This window comes from Moorena sp. SIO3I6 (genome assembly GCF_010672095.1).
The window spans coordinates 1-17,785 of record NZ_JAAHHU010000125.1; the positions used below are offsets into that span (position 1 = coordinate 1).

The 17,785-nt window shown below is 44.6% G+C and carries 9 protein-coding genes and 1 pseudogene; 5 read left to right on the plus strand and 5 right to left on the minus strand.

Going from position 1 to position 17,785, the window contains the following annotated elements; genetic code table 11:
• Positions 1-223: pseudogene (locus F6K49_RS26485) on the minus strand (acetyl-CoA carboxylase carboxyl transferase subunit alpha); the annotation flags it as partial.
• A 569-nt stretch (positions 224-792) separates the two neighbouring features.
• Here F6K49_RS26485 and F6K49_RS53600 point away from each other — a divergent pair.
• The 4 genes from F6K49_RS53600 (at position 793) to F6K49_RS26495 (ending at position 3,579) form a co-directional block, all read left to right on the plus strand.
• On the plus strand, positions 793-1,104 hold the full coding sequence (locus F6K49_RS53600) for a hypothetical protein (protein ID WP_365940129.1): 312 nt from the start codon (positions 793-795) through the stop codon (positions 1,102-1,104).
• Between the two features lie 11 nt (positions 1,105-1,115).
• Positions 1,116-1,724, plus strand: a complete 609-nt coding sequence (locus F6K49_RS53605; RefSeq protein WP_365940132.1) for a response regulator — start codon at positions 1,116-1,118, stop codon at positions 1,722-1,724.
• Entirely contained in the window at positions 1,721-2,431 is a 711-nt protein-coding gene (locus F6K49_RS53610; protein WP_366511382.1) for an ATP-binding protein, read from the plus strand. Before F6K49_RS53605 ends, F6K49_RS53610 begins: the two co-directional genes overlap by 4 nt.
• 674 nt (positions 2,432-3,105) lie before the next feature.
• Complete coding sequence (locus F6K49_RS26495) at positions 3,106-3,579, plus strand: VOC family protein (RefSeq protein WP_293024906.1); 474 nt, start codon at positions 3,106-3,108, stop codon at positions 3,577-3,579.
• Positions 3,580-3,866: 287 nt separating this feature from the next.
• On the opposite strand, the gene F6K49_RS26500 is transcribed toward F6K49_RS26495, so the two are convergent.
• The 4 genes from F6K49_RS26500 to F6K49_RS26515 all read right to left on the minus strand — a co-directional run bounded on the left by F6K49_RS26500 (position 3,867) and on the right by F6K49_RS26515 (position 15,771).
• Positions 3,867-4,790 carry a DUF6208 family protein gene (locus F6K49_RS26500; RefSeq protein ID WP_293101406.1) on the minus strand — a complete coding sequence of 308 codons (924 nt, stop codon included), beginning with the start codon at positions 4,788-4,790 and terminating at the stop codon, positions 3,867-3,869.
• A gap of 174 nt (positions 4,791-4,964) precedes the next feature.
• Positions 4,965-11,822: a type I polyketide synthase gene (locus tag F6K49_RS26505; protein WP_293101409.1), complete on the minus strand. Its 6,858-nt coding sequence runs from the start codon at positions 11,820-11,822 to the stop codon at positions 4,965-4,967.
• An 11-nt stretch (positions 11,823-11,833) separates the two neighbouring features.
• The gene (locus tag F6K49_RS26510) at positions 11,834-14,275 is read right to left on the minus strand and encodes an AMP-binding protein (RefSeq protein ID WP_293101411.1); all 2,442 of its coding nucleotides are present in this window, start codon (positions 14,273-14,275) and stop codon (positions 11,834-11,836) included.
• 461 nt (positions 14,276-14,736) lie between these two features.
• The gene (locus F6K49_RS26515; protein WP_293024898.1) at positions 14,737-15,771 is read right to left on the minus strand and encodes a hypothetical protein; all 1,035 of its coding nucleotides are present in this window, start codon (positions 15,769-15,771) and stop codon (positions 14,737-14,739) included.
• Positions 15,772-16,216: 445 nt separating this feature from the next.
• On the opposite strand from F6K49_RS26515, the gene F6K49_RS26520 reads away from it, so the two are divergent.
• The gene (locus F6K49_RS26520; RefSeq protein ID WP_293024896.1) at positions 16,217-17,572 is read left to right on the plus strand and encodes a transposase; all 1,356 of its coding nucleotides are present in this window, start codon (positions 16,217-16,219) and stop codon (positions 17,570-17,572) included.
• Positions 17,573-17,785: the final 213 nt, after the last annotated feature.

Below are 17,785 nucleotides of genomic sequence, written 5' to 3' on the forward strand. Positions count from 1 at the left end.
GACGCCTAGGGTGACGGGCTAGCTGTAGCCGTTGCCCTGGTGATAAACTATTGAAAATTTCCTGACGCAGTTGGATTGCTCTTGTCTCCAGTTGGCGGATTTGGTCAGAAACATCGACATTGTTTTCTTCTGCAAGTTCCCGAATTTGCTTAATTCGTTTTTCCAGTTCAACCAGTGGCTTTTCAAAGTCGAGACTAAAGGTTCTGTTTTTGGCTGGTGACATAGTTACTGGTCATTAGTCAATGGTCAGTGGGTTTCTGGGTCAGATTACAGGGCATAACTCCAGATTAGCAAACCCATCAAAAGGTGCGACCCTAGGCCGCGAGGGATTGCTCGCGGCCTAGGAGGCGCGCACCTAAAGAGATTGGAATCCCACGCTTCTCTTATATCATCTGGTAGCATTAAAATTTTTGACAACTTACATTTGCCTCAATCATTTGCCTCAATTGACCCTCTGCCCATCTTCCCATCATTAGGATAAACCGCAACGATATTATTACTAGGCATTATTACTAGGCGTAGAGCTGATCTCGCGCAGGCTTGGCTCAATCCCCAAATCTAGACATAGTGTAATTGCTATTGACCTGAAACTTTGCCAGATTGGTGAATTACTGGGGAAAATAGAGATCTGAACCAGAGGATGGGGAAGATTGGGAAGTAATACCATTGAATATCCAGATCATAAGTAACTTAGGGGGAATAAATACCCCGGCTCGTTTTTCCGCCCTGGTCTCTCGTTTCTCTTCCCTAGTCGCCCATAGGCGGGGTTTGCAAACTCGCGCTTGATTTTTGATGAGGAAAATTCGTGACACAGCTATCTATGTTGATGAACTGGATGACTATATTCCTTATTACCAATCAACTCAAAGATTTAGCGCGAGGGTTTTAGGAAGAGGAGATTGTGGCTTTAGTGGAAAACTATCTGCACTGGGAACAAGAGCAATGAGTGTCACCACGAGGAATATCCCTAATCTTGACTTAACCAACTTCACTATTTTGGTGATTGATGATAATCCCACCAATTTAGGAGTAGCTGTTGATTATTTGGAAGATGCTGGTTTGACGATTTTGGTAGCCCGCAATGGTGAGAGTGGCTTGAAATAATTTTGCTGGATGTGTTGATGCCAGGGATGGATGGCTTTGAAACCTGCCGCCGTTTGAAAGCAGATGACGAAACCAAAGATATTCCTGTAATTTTTATGACGGCTTTATCCGGTATAGAGGATAAGGTGAAAGGATTTGAGCTTGGGGGAGTCGATTATCTGACTAAACCGATTCAGTCACAGGAGGTGTTAGCAAGAGTCAAGGTACATTTACAACTGCGTTCTTTGACCAAAACCCTTGAAGACCAAACCAAGACATTGGAAGAGCAGAATCGACGTCTGAAAAACGAAATCAAACAGCGCATGGAAGTGGAAGCAGAACTGAACGAAACCCTGCAACAGCTGCAAGCTACTCAAGACGAGTTGATCCAATCTGAAAAAATGGCTGCTCTCGGACAATTAGTAGCTGGAGTTGCTCATGAAATTAACACTCCTTTAGGTGCTATTAACTCCTCAGTTAGGAATCTTGCTAACTTTTTAGCTCACCACCTCAAGCAGTTACCTTCCTTTTTTCAAGCACTTTCCAAGGAACGCCAATCGGATTTCTTTACCTTACTAGAACGCTCCAGCCAACAAACGACTCCTTTATCTACTCGGAACGTCAAATCAGAAAAGCCTTGACCGGCCAGATGACATCCCACTCGATTCAGAAAGCAGCAAAACTCGCCAATATTTTAGTAGGAATTGGGGTTTGGGACGACCTACACCCTTTGTTGCCTCTACTGAAAGACCCAGAGGGAGAAAAAATTTTACAAACTGCCTATCAATTTGCTAATCTCCAAACCAGTACCCGTAACATTGTTACCGCTGCTGAACGAGCTGCTAAAGTGGTGTTTGCCCTGAAAAATTATGCCCATGATGATTCTAGTGGTAACAAGATAGAGGCAAATATTATTGAAGGGATTGATACTATTTTAACTCTCTATTATAACCAACTCAAATACGGTGTAGAAGTAATCATAAATTATGAGGATTCCTTGCCTGCTATTCTTTGCTATCCCGACCAACTTAATCAAGTTTGGACGAACTTGATTCACAATAGCATTCAAGCTATGGATAGTAAGGGAACCTTAACCATTGATGTCAGACAGCAGGATGATCAGATAAAAGTCAGTTTCAATGATAGTGCTAAAGGAATTCCCCCGGAAATTATACCAAAAATATTTCAGCCTTTTTTTACGACTAAACCCCCTGGAGAAGGTAGTGGTTTGGGCCTAGATATTGTCAAAAAGATTGTGGATAAACATCAGGGTCAGATTGAGGTGGAGTCGGTGCCTGGAAAGACGACATTTACAGTAGTGTTACCAATCGAGATAGTTTCAGAGTAATATCCTAAATCCTATAGCCCTGCGCTTTATAGCAAGGGAAGTATAGTTTATGACATAGTATTTTCGTTTAAAGGGAACAGCGGATCTGGGAACAGCGGATCTGGGAACAGAAATATGTCTTAACCTTTACTTCGACTGCTATAACTATTAAACAACTGCTAAAATAACATATCCTCCTGATTTGTCAATGATTTTAACGAACATTACTGAATCTTTTAATTCCTAGAGAGACTAATTGGTTGGAGCCCAAGATAGTAACTGGAAGTTTAACTAAAACTTAAATAATTATTAATGTAAAGTACCCTTTGTTTACTAAGTTTCGCAAAAATTGTCAAGTCCTTGTCTTGATGCGTCGCTTATTTAAAAATACTGAATCCTTTACTCCGTATAGGATTTAGAACTATGACCATAAAAAATATTGAAGATTTGTTACTTATTTGGTTAAGGTTATGTCTTCTTTCTATAAGTCTGTGTATACTAATAATTGTTGGTTGGCTGAAGTTAACAAACCTGAAGCTAACGGACATTTAAATTTACTGATTTTTAGATGAGCTTTAGAGGTCTAGTGATAACAAGGCTTAGCCTCTGAATATTTCTCTATGAAATCTAAATTTAAATGTCCTAGGAGTAGACCACACCAAAAAAGGTTAGATAAGGATAACCTAAAAATGAAGATGATGCAAAAATTATTGCAAAAGCTAAAAACAGCAACAGTCATAGTACTGATCAGTGTTTTTGTTCTGTTAAGTTCTGGATGGACAAGCACCGCAGTTGCTCAACCCCCTATGGATGAGCTCGTAACGGGCTACGTATCTAAAGTAAATGTCGCCGATCTCGGCCGAGCCATCTTCTTTTACCATGAGCTTTTGGGCATGGAATGGGATCATTCCCAGGATACATACCGTTGGACGCAGTTCTTTTACCCCAAGGTGCCTGGCACCAAAATTGGCGTCTACGAAAGCAAACCTACAGGAACGGGAGAAGCAGCACTAACACTAGTTGTAAACAATATAGAGGAAGCTAGCGATTTCCTGATGTCTCGAAGGATTGAGGTTTCACCGATTCAAGATGTTGGTGGAGGAGTTCTATTAGCATTCTTTAAGGATTTTGATGGCAACAGCTTAACTCTTCGCCAGAACGGGTGGTAATTGGTCTTGACTGGTAGTTGGTATTAACTTTTCAGTCTTGACTTTTCACAGCAGAACGAAACAAGAGGAGTGGTGATCATAAATCCTATTTAATCCTCTTTGATTCACTAATCCCCCTTTAGCCAAAACTACCCTTAGGTAGCGGTGATACAAACCGTGTCTAAATCAACAAAGTAGCTACCTCAAGGACTAAATTATACTAGATTCTAAAGGGGGTTTTTAACCAGCATTTGGAATTATTGGAATTATTGGGATTACAAGACTAAGTACTACTTCAAGCTATTACTTCAAACAACGGCTATCTTCACCCAACTATTTTCAAATAAAGCGTTTCGCTCAAATTTCGGATGAATCCGAACAATATAAATAGACTTCTGATCAGTAGCAGATGTTCTATGTTCCGCTTCAGTAATTTTGTACCAATCTAGAGCAAAGCATTCACGGCTGTACAAGCTGTAGTAAATATCATGGCTTGTTAACAGCGATGGTGCTAGTTTAAATTGAATCGATTCTCCTTTTTTAAAGGAACCATAGTAAAATTTGGTTTCTGGATTAGGTACCGGTAAGAAAACTTTTTTAACAAATGCCTGGGGTAACCATTGCTTAAAACGCAACAGGTTGAAAACATAATAATTTAACCAAACATGAAGCAAATTTTTTCGTTTAATTAGGTCACGGTAAAAGCTGTTGATATCAGTAGGGGCGTTAATTTGCTTGGCATCTACGACGTTAACACCATCTGCTTTAACAGTAGGTTGCTCTACTGTCTCTGACCAATGATAATACCGCAAACCTAATAAGTATTTACCTGGTTTCAAGCTCACGGATTCCCATTGGTTGTCTCCGGATACAGTGAGGGAGCTGATATTAGTTATGGTTTCAAAATCTGGTAGACTGTAAACTACTAATGTCCAGGATTGAGCTGATTGTTTAGCTGCACTCGCATCAAAGCTAATTACTTCTTTGACCTGAATCGGTCCAACTAGAGAAATAATAGCGTGAAGATTCCAACGAGCTCGACTCATTGCCCAAATTAATTTGATGGGCTTTTTTAAAAACTCGGCTGAGACGAGTTGCCACTCAAGATTTTTGGTGTTTTTTTTGGAGGTAAAGTATCCCCCGATAGTTTGCATCACAAATCTTAGGATGCGGGAAAAAATGAAGGAGAGTATGGATAAGGGGATTTCCCATAAAAGCTCTATATTAGTCATTTTTTAGTATAGCGGAGGCAGCAGGGAGTAGGGAGCAGGCAAGAGGCAATAGGCAATAGGCAAGAGGGCAAAAATAATGTGTACCTCATAGCTATGATAAAAGCTATATTTAGTAATTGGTATTGTTAATTTTACCTGTTACCTTTTGCCTTTTACTTGTTACCTTGTCACTTTTTAATTTTTCAGGTTTAATCGGTTGTTGGCGATAATTGCAACTATAGCATCTGGTGCATCAACATGGAGGTTATGTCCTCCTGATAGTGTTACTGTTTTAGCATGAGGTATTGCAGCTTGTTGCAAAGCTATGTCTTCGGCTCGGTTAAAGTTACTATTATTGCCATAAACTAAGGTAGTGGGAGCTTTAATTTGACTCAGTAGCTGTGTGTACTTATCTCGATTAAACGCTGTTCCACTTAAACCAATTCCCGTACGAACTTGCAGTCTTGGATCCCAGCGCCAGCATACACCACCCTCACCAGGTTCGGTAAGTCGTTCAGCATGTTTTAATGCCAATTCTTCAGAGAGGTTGGGGGTTAAGCGGCGCAGACGATTAGCAGCAGCTTGGATATCCTCAAAGACCTGGTGTTGGGGTGGGGATGCTAGATAATCTAAATGAGTTGCCAACTGTTGAGCCGTTTCATCCTCCTTCTCTTCCCCTGGTAGCACCGGCTCCAGCAATAGTAAGGATTTGACCTTTTCCGGTCTGACACTGGCAAAGGTGGCAGCAACCACAGCACCCATGGAATGACCGACTAGAATAAATGGCTGGTCTGTCAGTGCTTTTGCATTCGGCTCTGCCGTGCCAAAAGCGATCGCATCCAAATCCCCCAAGTAATCGATTAATTGATAAGACCCTCCCATCCCCACATGCTGGGAACGTCCATGGCCTCGCTGGTCGGGTGCAACGACTCGATATCCCATCCTTGCCAAGGGACCAGCAATTTCTTCCCAAGCCGCTCCATGTTCTAAAACACCATGGATACATAGGATTAAATCTCCATCCACCGGACCCCAACTACACAGACAAAGCTGTAAACCCCGCACGTCTAGATAAGACTCTTGCATCGGTTCAAGTTGTTCGCGTAGCTTGGCCGAAAGGCCAAGGTTAGAAGGTTGAAGGTTAGAAGGTTGAAGGTTAGGAGGTTGAAGGTTAGGAGGTTGAAGGTTAGGAGGTTGAAGGTTAGGAGGTTGAAGGTTAGGAGGTTGAAGGTTAGGAGGTTGAAGGTTAGAAGGTTGAAGGTTAGAAGGTTGAAGGTTAGAAGGTTGTTCGGCCTTAGTGTTTGAGTTGGGTAGGTTAGATCCTTGGGCTGAAGGTTCAACCAGTAACGGCAATTGATAATCCAACCGTGTCGCTACTTCTTGGGCAAATTTCCCTAAAGGCTGGGGGAGCTGGATTTGCTGCCAAACTTCTCCCAAAGCCGAATCAATTTGCTTATGGTTGCGGAAATTGGGGTCATCTACCGGTAGGGATTGGGGATGAATTCCATCGGTCATCCGCTGGCCTTGATAAGGCTGTAAAACCGCCTCATCAAAAGGAATACCGAGAAACTCACACAACCTTGCCATCACCTTAGCAGGTTGCTTGACTAGTTCCTCGTAATACACTAAATGATGATTGGATGGTGCAATTTCCTCGAAGAAATCTAGGATATTACGGTTACAGGTTGTCCAAACTTCCTCTGCTAGCCAATAAGGGTCTACCTCATCAATACCAAAGATTTTATCCATCCGATTTTTCACGAAGGAATCAATTACCGCATAGGGATGACGTACCAGATGAATATACTTCGCTTCTTCAAATAAATCTTCCGCGTGCCTTAGGGTTTCAATACTGCCAGCATAGGTAGGAGACTTATCCACAAGAGTACGTTTACCCGTTAGTTCCTGTAACCTGCCATAAACCTTCTGAATTGACCAGTCTTGCTGGGTTATCTCCTCCACCAGTGTTGTACTGGCTTGGGCATCTAGGTTCATAATTTCCATGAAAGCTCGCGCTAACCCTTCTCCTAAGTGAGTTGAACCCAAGGATTGATTGCGCTCAGCCATCGTTTCAAAGGGCAATAGGTGTAATTCTGGTGGACAGAATAAATCCCGATGACCAGCTAGCATCACCCGCAGTAAGGTGGAGCCTGACCGAGGGCTAGATAGCACAAACACCATGCTCCGATTGCGCTGGGTGGGTTTGGTAAATTTGCGTTCGCTATTGTTCCATGCCCAAGGATTAGCCCAATTCTTAATATCTGAGAGACTAGTAGTCGTCAATGAAGTTTCCGTTGGCTGGGGCTGATGAAGCCGTTCCATCTCCAAAGCCAAGTACTCAGATAGAGCTGTAATCGTTGGTCGCTCATAAAACTCCCTAGGATAAAGGGTTATCTTCAGGTCTTTCTTACAGGCATTGAGTACTTCTACAATCATCAAGGAATCAGCACCCAAATCCATCAGGTTGCTCGACCCTGAGATTTCCCGACTTATCCCTAAAGCCTTAGCAATCTGTTGCTTAAGGTAATCTTTTAATAACGCTTCCCGTTGGGTTGTTGTACTGGCGAGCAGTTGATCAAAAATCCCAGAATTGTCGTTTTCCCCATCCCCCTGAGGCGGTAGTGTTTCTGTTGTGATTACCTCTGATAGGAATAACGGTAACTCTACCGGTAGTCGTTCCTTTAACCTTGACCACTCTACCGGTAATACCCCCACCTGAGCCCCATCTTGTGCCAGAAGTTGTTCGAGTATCTGTAATCCCTGTGGTGCTTGAATCGGCTCGATTCCCAGCATTGCCATCCGTTTACCGACGCTAGCGGCTAAACCCATCTCAGCCCAAGGTCCCCAATTAATACTTAAAGCGCTTGCACCTTGCTGTCGTCGATAATGGCTGAGGCTATCTAAAAATCCGTTAGCTGCGGAATAGTTTCCTTGACCAGGGGTACCTAGGATAGAAGTAGCGGAGGAAAATAGTACAAATAACTCTAGGGCTATATCCTGAGTCAACCTGTGTAAATTCCAGGCTCCCTCAACTTTCGGCTTCATCACCTTGGCAAATTTTGCCCAATCTTGGTGCAGCAGCACCCCATCCTCTAGGACCCCTGCACCATGGATAATTCCTTTGAGGGGGGGTAGGGAAACCTGAATTCTGTTGAGACAGTCCCTAACTTGTGCTTCCTGGGATACATCCACCTGCTCCAGGACCACCATCACACCTTGTTCTTCTAATTTCCCAATTATTTCTGACGCCCTAGGATTTGGTTGGCTTCGTCCTACCAGTACTAAATACCTTGCGCCCTTATCGACCATCCATTCAGCTACCTTTAACCCCAGTGACCCCAAACCACCGGTAATTAAGTAGGTGCTATCTGGTTTTAGCTGCAATGGTAAAGTGGGGGGTTGGGACTGTTGCTGTTGATGAATCAGGCGAGGCACATAGGATTGTCCATCCCTCAAAGCAAATTGGTTTTCTCCCTCTGGCCGTAATATCTGCTTGAGCAGCATTAATGATTGCTCTTGGTAGTGCTGCTCATTCCCCTCCCTTGGTTCTAGGTCTATTATTCCTCCCCAAAGTTCTGGATGTTCTTGGGCAATAACTGCCCCTAAACCCCATAGGGGAGATTGGGCAATCTGTAGGGATTTTTTCGTCTTACCTTTTTTCTCTAATGCTACGGGTTGTGTGCCCTCGGTAACTAACCACAGACGGGGAGGTTGAGCTAATTCTGCTTTAACTAACGCTTGCAGCAGATGCAAGACACTACCACAACCGTTTTCTAAGGTGGCGTCTAGGGGAAATGTTTGGAACTGATCCAGTGCGGGAGTATCTAAACTCCACATATGAACCACAATCACAGATGTTGCTGTTAGGGATGCGACTTGTTGAGCTAACAGACGCTGAAACTGTTGCGGTTGCGCTGGGTTAATTTGGTAATGGTTTGCTTGTAATTGTTGATAGCTTGAGCCAGGGGAAATTAGCAAAATCCGGTCGGGTTTTGCTTCCAGCTGTTGAACTAATGTTTCTCCAAAGCCCCCTTTATCAGTAAAAATCAACCAAGTTGTACTAGATGTAGATATATCAGTAGATACATCAGTAGATATATCAGATACATCTATATCCTTAGGTCGCCATGCTATCTCATACAACCAATCCCCATAGGATGGAGTAGAGAGTTGGCCATAGGAAATCGGGGATAATGGTTTTACTGAAGTGGTATCTAGCCAATACCGTTGCCGTTCAAAGGGATAAGTGGGTAGGGAAACTAGGCGACGGGGGTTATATTGATGGAATTTTTTCCAGTCTACTGATGCGCCATGTTTATATAGGCTTGCCAAACTTTCCAGCATTTGCTGACTATCTGGTTTTCCTGGACGCAAACTTGGTATAGCCGTCAGCTTTCCTTTCGGTAAGCACGCTTTGCCCATTCCCAATAGGCTAGGCTTCGGTCCTACTTCCACACACAGATGATAACCCTGTTGATAAAGGGTTTCCATGCTCTGGTAGAATTTAACGGACCCACGGACATGGTCACACCAATACTCGGTCGTAGCGATCGCGGCAGTGGCTAATTTTCCAGTTAAATTCGAAATTATCTCTATTTGGGGAGGATGTAAGGATATTTCCGATAATACCTGGGCAAAATCTGCCACCATTGGTTGCATGAGGGCAGAATGGAAGGCATGAGAGACTGGCAACTTTAGTGATTTGACCTTTTGAGAGCGTAGTCGGGCTATCACGGTTTGAACGGCCTGACTTTCCCCAGAAATCACAATATTTTCCGGACCGTTAATAGCCGCGATTGAGACTTCGTCAGATACTCCTTGAATTGCCTCAGTTACCTGCTGCTCATTGGTCAACACCACCGCCATCTCACCACCTTCTGGCAACTGTTGCATCAAACGCGCTCTTTGGGCAATCAGCTTTAGCCCATCTTCTAAGCTAAAGACTCCTGCTACAGTTGCTGCCACATATTCCCCAACACTATGACCCATCACCACAGTTGGTTCGATTCCCCAAGACCGCCATAACTGAGCCAGGGAGTATTCTAGAGCAAACAATGCCGGTTGGGTGTAGGCGGTTTGATTCAGTTTTGAGTTGTCACTATTGTCGCTGAAGATTTCAGCATACAGGACATCCAGTAACGGCTGTTCTAAATAGGATTGCAGAATTTCGGCGCATTGGTCGAGAGTCGCCCGAAATATTGGTTGGGTTTCGTAGAGTTGCCGTCCCATACCACTATACTGAGAGCCTTGACCGGTAAAGAGGAAAACGATTTCGGGGGGAGTAGGGCTATTTTGTGCTATTTTATCCGAAATGGTTTCGCTTTCTGTCAACTTGGTCAATTGTTGCTGCAACTGGTCAGTGGATTGGACTAGGAGGGCTAGACGATAGTTAAAATGCGATCGCCCTTTATTGCTGGTCAAACAAATATCTGCCAGTGTGCTTGATGGCTCAGATGCTATGAAGTCTATGTATCGCTTTCCTAGGGTTTGCAGGGCGGTTGCTGTTTTGGCAGACAAGGTAAATAGATGATAGTTTTGGTCTTGATCGTTTTGGTCTCTATCATTACTTGTCGCTTTTGTCAACTCTGGCGCTCCTTGTAGCACCACATGAGCATTGGTTCCTCCAAAACCGAAAGAACTTACACCAGCAAATGGGGGAATAACATCCCATGGCCAAGGCTCCCGTTGCTGCTGTACTCGCAGGGGCAGTTCATCAAAGGGAATGTGGGGATTTGGCTCCTGGAAATGGAGGCTGGGTAAACGTTCTTGGTGCTTGAGGGATAGGGCAACTTTGATTAAACTAGCAATACCAGCAGCTGCTTCTAGATGACCAATATTAGATTTGACCGAGCCAATCGCAACAGGCTTGTTGGTAGGATGGGTTGATAACGCACCGTAGTTATCAGAGTTATTATCAGAGTTATTGTCAGAGCGATGTTCCTTTGGAACCGCTTTGCGAGCGCGTTTTAGGACATTTCCCAAGGCCATCGCTTCAATCGGGTCTCCCAGTAGGGTTCCGGTGCCATGGGTTTCTACATACTGCACATCTGAAGGTGAAATGCCCGCGTGCTGGTAGGCCGAGACTAGAACAGCTTCCTGAGCGTCTCGATTGGGAGCAGTTAGCCCATTAGTGCGCCCATCTTGGTTCACCGCACTGCCTCGAATCACAGCATAAATTGGATCTTTATCGATCAGGGCTTTGGATAGGGGCTTTACTACTATCACCCCAGCGCCCTCGCCCCTGACAAAGCCATTGGCACGGGAATCAAATGCCTTACAGCGACCATCGGGAGATAAAGCCGTTAACTTACTCAACCCAACCGTCACCACTGGGGTTAGCATCAAATTCACTCCCCCTGCTATGGCTACGGTTGACTCACCATTCCAGATACTCTGACAAGCCAAATGAACAGCGACTAGGGATGAGGAGCAAGCCGTATCAACCGTTAGACTTGGCCCTTTGAAATTCAGTAGGTAGGAAATGCGATTAGCTGCCATAGTGGAAGCTACACCAGTATTGGTATAGGTATCCACCACCTCTGGACTTTGGAGAAGCAGCTGACCATAATCATTAGTGGAAATGCCAACAAAGACCCCCGTTTGGCTTCCACTGATTTGGCTAGACACTTGGCCTGCATCCTCTAGTGCTTCCCAAATTACTTCCAACAGTAGTCGCTGCTGGGGGTCGATATAGGTAGCTTCCCGAGGAGCAATGCCAAAGAATTCTGGATCAAATTGATCAACATGCGCCAGGAAACCACCATAACGGCAATACATTTTGCCTGGTGCTGTGGGGTCCTTGTCGTAAAATCTCTCGATATCCCAACGCTCTGGTGGCACTTCAGTAATAGCATCGACACCATTTTTGAGCAGTTGCCAGAATGATTTTGGGGAAGAGGCACCTGGAAAGCGGCAGCCAATCCCGATAATAGCAATAGGTTCTTTTAAGCCTTTCCTCTTTTGCAGCTGCAATTCAAGAAGGGCGCGTTTTTCGGGGGAGAGATTGGCAATCCGCTTAGCAATATCATCCACTGGCAACATAGATCGAAACATAGATCTAGGAATTATTTGATGGGTTTTCCCAGAATTTCTTGGATTTGTGCTTCTGAAAGCATTTCCAACTCAGCTAAGAGTTGGTCTACCTCTTGATCACCACTGGAGGCAATCGATTTAACCGTTACGGGTGAACGATAAAAGGGAATCGAGGTGAACCGATCCAGATTCTGGAACTGTGCCTCCCATAATTGTTGCATCTCACTACCTGCACTCGAAACTCTCGGTTCGATTTTTCTTGGGCTGTCCCCCTGGTTTGAGTTGCTTTGTTGACTTACTTTCGCCAGATATTGGGCAAGGGACTCGATATTGGGATAATCATAAGCCAGTGTAGGAGACAGAGGCACCCCTAACCATTCTTCGAGATCATCAGCTAGTTCAACTGCTGTTACTGAATCTAGACCATAATCAGCAAAAGACTTGCTGATGTTAATAGACTGGGGAGGAAGTTTTGTTTCTCGCGCTAGCCAATCTATTATCCACTTTTGAATTGATTTGGAGCTTTGCTGAAGGCCGATAGTATTAGTGGTGAGTTCTTTTTCTGGTTTAGTTGGGGCAATGGTTGGCTGTTGTGCCAAACTCCATTGCCCTACAACTGTCAAGCTATTGTTTAGAAATCCAGCTCGACAAGCATGGCGCTGTACTTTGCCACTGGATGTCTTGGGAATACTATTGGTCTTGAGCAATAACACAGCATAGACTTGAAGCTGGTATTCTTGGGAGATGGCACTCCGGATTGCTTCAACCACTTGATCGACATCTAGTTTCCGCAGGTAATTCCTGGAAACTTCTTGGACAATCACCAATTGCTCAGCCTCTTCCACTTCCACAGAAAAAGCTGCGCCATAGGCAGGGCGAAGAGCTGGATGACTCTTTTCCGCCGTCAATTCTATATCTTGGGGATAATGGTTGCGACCCCGGATAATAATTAAATCCTTCAGACGACCTGTTACAAACAACTCGCCATCCTGGATAAATCCTAAATCACCAGTACGCAGCCATGGTCCTAAACCAGTATCAGCTAGATAGGCATTAAAGGTTTTTTCCGTCACCTCTGGTTGATTCCAATAGCCTTGAGCAACACTTGGACCTTTTACCCAAATCTCTCCTACAGCACCGGCTTCGACTTGGGTGAGGGATTGGGGGTTTGCGATCGCAATTTTTTCATTTAACCAAGTCCGGCCACACCCAACCAGGATTCGAGTCGGCACATTACCATTAGACTGACCATTAGACTGACCATTAGACTGACCATTAGACTGACCATTAGACTGATTGAGACGATTTTCTGGCAGGGGAACCACTCGATTTTGTTCAAGAGCTTCCCCTTCAAATTCCCTTACCACGGGAGGTTGGTCTTTCAAGCCTCCAGTGACTAATAATGTGGTTTCTGCCATGCCATAACAGGGGTAAAATGCTTCCCGACGGAAGCCACAAGGGGCAAATTTCTTAGCAAATCGCTCTAATGTGGAAGCTCGAACCGGTTCAGCACCCGTAAAGGCCATGTGCCAGCTGCTCAGGTCAAGGGTTTCTAATTGCTTAGGGGTAATTTTATGTACACACAGCTCATAGGCAAAATTCGGAGCACCACTGGTAGTCACCTGGTATTTCGAAATTGCCTTTAGCCAGCGGTAAGGCTTGCGCAGGAAATCTACTGGAGCCATCAGGATCATCGGAAGACCGACATAAAGAGGTTGTAGGATGCCGCCAATCAGTCCCATATCATGGTAAGCAGGTAACCACGACAATCCCCTGCTTTGGGGTGTATCTTGGAAACACCGATTAATCAAGGCTGAATTGTATAGCAAATTCCCGTGGCTAACCATTACTCCTTTGGGTTTACCCGTTGATCCAGAGGTGTACTGTAGAAAAGCCAGGGTCTTTTCGTTACATTCCGGGTGCTGCCAATCTGATTCATGGTTCGTAGGTTGCTTGTGGGGAGGTATCCCCACACCCCTCGTCTTGTCAGTAGCCAGCCACTTCAGTTGCTTATTGGCGCGCGGGCCACGCGCGACAGCACTGGCTGGATTGTCAGCTAGCTGAGTCTCTATTTTCTCTAATAGAGGGGTAGTAGTGAGGGCAAATTTTGCCTGAGCATCTGCCACAATTGCCTCTAGCCTGGACAAATTTTGATTCGAGCGGGGGGGATAAGCTGGAACGGCTAAGACTCCTGCATACAAACAGCCGAAGAAAGCTGTGATAAACTCTAAACCGGGTGGATAGAGTAGTAAAGCTCGCTCCCCTTTTGCGTTCTGGTGTAGAAGCTCCGATGCGATCGCTTGGGCGTGGTTGTCTAACTGTTGATGGGTAAGGTAGCGGTCTGGGGTTTCCCCGTTCAGTAGAAATGAATAGATGATCTGATCCGGCTGGTGTATTGCTCGGTAACGTAGCAGGTCTACTAAGGTAGAAAATTTTGGTATATTCTCGCTCATCTGATCTAAACTGTCTTTCATGCCTGCACGCCTTATTTTCACAGCCAAATCGTCGTCCATCCCCTGATCGATAGATTTATTAGCCTTTTTCTAGGCTACAACAATCGTTTATTATCTATTAAGATGGGCATTATTGGCCAATAGCTTAATGAACTACCAATTCCCCTTAGTAATTGGAGGTAAGCATTCAGCATTCAGCATTCAGCATTCAGCATTCAGCATTCAGCCTTCAGCATTCAGCATTCAGCATTCAGCATTCAGCATTCAGCATTCAGCATTCAGCCTTCAGCATTCAGCCTTCAGCCTTCAGCTATCAGCCTTCAGCTATCAGCCAAGGACTTGTGTCCACGCTACTTGATGTGATTTTGAATAAAAGAGGTAAGCTAAGGCCAAAGGCAGCGCTACGGGAACGTAAGGTCTGAGTTACGGCTGACGGCTGACAGCTGTTCGCGTAGCGTGCGCGTAGCGCTTATGCTGATAGCTTAGGTTTCGCTCATAACTTTCAGCCGAATCAGCTGCTCTCCACTCTCGTCCAAAGGAACTTCAATCACGTCACCCGCTAGACGATCCATACAGGTCAGCAGCAATCGCAAGTGGGGAGTACTTGCCCCGGTATCTACATACAATCGGTCTGACAGGCTACCTAAACGCTTCCAGGTAGTATAGAGTTTGCCAACAGTCTTTTCTAGTGCCAAGGCTTGTTTCACTAAATCAGCAGCAGTGTTTAAACACTCAAGCCGTAGCGCTTCATCTAAAGCTAGTTCCATATCCAAGGATGTGTGATTAATAGCTTGGACTTGGGCAGATGCATCTAGATACTTGGCTAAGCAACGGGCATCTGAGGTCACGTGTTTAACGGTGTCCACATCTGGGTTTGTAGCAATTGCTTCTTGTAATGGAATCAGGTGGCTTTCTGGCAGCTTTTCCATCTCTTTGACCAATGGAGCCAGGTAACTGGATGGGAGACCCCCTTCAGCAGATTTTTCTTTAACTTCCTCTGGTAGTAATTCTGAGGACATGGCAGTCCATTGATCAGACGCCTGTTTGACCTCCCGGCGGGTAATGCGATCGCCTTTTTGAGCTCGTTCTGTCACCATCTGCTGGACTTCGGGAGCAGACTTAGCTGTTTCCACAAATGCCCGTTTACTGAAGTTATTAATGGCATCATGACTAAGCTGACCCTCGGTTAACAGAGTATCGGCACTGTTAGCCAGTTCAATCAGGGAGTAAGCCTGACTCTTACCGATTTCCCGACTTTTGAGCCAATTTAAAAATCCAGCTCCCCTTCCTTCACCCCCTTTTTTCTCCCTGTCTCTTACTACTCGTAGAATCCGTCCCCGCCAGATATCGGTCTGTAGGTCAACGCGATCGCATACTCGCCAAGCGTGATCGACTAGCTGGTCAAAGTCAGTTTCCTGAATTTCCTCATCCTCTGGATCCGGGAGTTGGAAATCTAGATCCATCGGTTCGTTGAGGAGGGCAGCGAGTTCGGCGGTAGAGTCAGGCACTTGCACCATAGGGAAAGATTATCCAGTCACGGTAAACACGATTATTGCACGGTTTCCAAATTATAAGACTCTACGCTACCCCTAGATGAGTGTGACTTTATTGTCTGGCATAATGCACCAGATGTATAGGTTATTAGTCGTTAGTCATTAGTTTGGTTGCTTTTGAGAGCCAGGTGTGACCGTAAACTTATTAACTGGCATTTAACAATTGGGGGGTGTTTGAGGGGGTCGAAATTCCCCATCCCTCGTGATTAGTGGGGATGGATAGACCCCCTCAACAACTGTTTCCCCACATCCTCCAGATGGATTTTTGATATATTCTTTTACTTTTTATAATGGCGCTCCACCACAGAATACAATACATTTGGAGTCGTGCCATAACTTCCGGAATCTGTGTTACATTGATTGTCGTCTAATCAGCGCGACTGAAGAAAACTAAGGAGGTGATTACACTGTGGCGACGTTAAGACAGACATTTCGATTGTACCCAACGGCATCACAACAATCCAAGTTATTCTACGCTCGTTCTTTGCATCAATTGTTATACAATGCCTGTCTGGCTCATCGTCGCTATGAGTGGAAAGTAAACCAGAAAAGCGTTAGTTATTTTGAACAACAAAATATTCTACCGGCCTTCAAGGAATGCTGGACGGAATATAAAGGTCTTTACAGCACATCATTACAGGCAACAGTTAAACGGGTAGACCTAGCTTATAACAGTTTTTTCAGTGGACTAAGAAAGTTCCCAAGATTTAAATCTATTAGGGACTATTCTGGATGGACTTACCCCAGTGCTTCTGGCTGGAAAGTTAACAGTAATGGAAAACATGGAACTCTTATCCTGAATGACCTTAAAATTAAAATCAGGATGCGAGGTAAGGCTAAATATTGGGGTAAGCCAACCACTTTGACTGTTGTTTACAAACCACGATTAAATCAATGGTTTGCATCGATCACTCTAAAAGTTGATACACCTGAACCATTATATGGAGCTGAGTCAGACTTAAGCTATGAGTCGGTTGTAGCTTATGATTTAGGAACAGAAACAGCTATTACTACCTTTGATGGTTCTGAGTTCAACGAGATTGAAAATCAGCGTTTTACTCGTACTTTAGAACCATTATTAAAAAATGCTGGCAAGGCTAAACGTAGAAAACGCGCTCCTAATCGTAGACAGCGAGTGAAGCCATCAAGTCGCTGGAAAAAGGCCAATAAACGAGAATCTCAACTCAAGCGTAAAATTGGTAATCAGCGTAAAGACTGGCAACACCAGGTTACGTCAGATTTAGCTAGTCGTTATGACATCGGCGTAACTGAAAAACTCAATACGAAAGGAATGACTCGTAAAGCTAAGAACAGCTCAAAACGCCAAAGACAAAAAGCTGGGTTGAATAAATCTATCCTTGATGTTGGTTTTGGTTCTCTTAATAAGATGCTGACCTACAAAATCGAACTAAAAGGTGGGATCGTGCTTCAATTACCTACCAAGCAATTGAAGCCATCACAACGTTGTCCAAAATGTGGTAAAGTTCATAAAGAATGGGCTGATATTTCCAATCGTTACCACGTTTGTGATGAGTGCGGGTTTGAATTTCCACGAGACAAAACCAGCACAATGGTAATGTACAACGCAGCATTAGGAAAACAGCCGGGGTACGGGAATGACCTCGATAAACGTGGATTTTCTAGCTCTACTTCAAAGACCAGTAAGCATACTGGATCGATGAAGCAACTAGGGAAGATGAAGCGTCAAAAATCACGCTCTCAGGACGGGTCTGCTGAAACCCCGTCCCTCTACAGGGCGGGGTAGTTCATCCAACGTACTGTGATTAGTTTGACACCGATTGAATCGGGCAATTAGTTAGAGATCAAGGCGTTGCCCAATTCTGGAAGACTCAAGGGTAATTGGTATAGAAAAGGGAACAGGGAACAGGGAGTAGGGAGTAGGGAACGATGAACAAAAATTATCACAATTAATTTAGGTACCCTATAACTGGCTCAAGTATAAGCTGTTGTGCATTTA

What these genes read in the sequence shown, in the direction of transcription:
- F6K49_RS53600 (WP_365940129.1), top strand. Translation starts at nt 793, where the DNA reads ATGAGGAAAATTCGTGACACAGCTATCTATGTTGATGAACTGGATGAC.
- F6K49_RS26505 (WP_293101409.1), bottom strand. Translation starts at nt 11,822, where the DNA reads ATGTTTCGATCTATGTTGCCAGTGGATGATATTGCTAAGCGGATTGCC.
- F6K49_RS26500 (WP_293101406.1), bottom strand. Translation starts at nt 4,790, where the DNA reads ATGACTAATATAGAGCTTTTATGGGAAATCCCCTTATCCATACTCTCC.
- F6K49_RS26515 (WP_293024898.1), bottom strand. Translation starts at nt 15,771, where the DNA reads ATGGTGCAAGTGCCTGACTCTACCGCCGAACTCGCTGCCCTCCTCAAC.
- F6K49_RS26495 (WP_293024906.1), top strand. Translation starts at nt 3,106, where the DNA reads ATGATGCAAAAATTATTGCAAAAGCTAAAAACAGCAACAGTCATAGTA.
- F6K49_RS26510 (WP_293101411.1), bottom strand. Translation starts at nt 14,275, where the DNA reads ATGAAAGACAGTTTAGATCAGATGAGCGAGAATATACCAAAATTTTCT.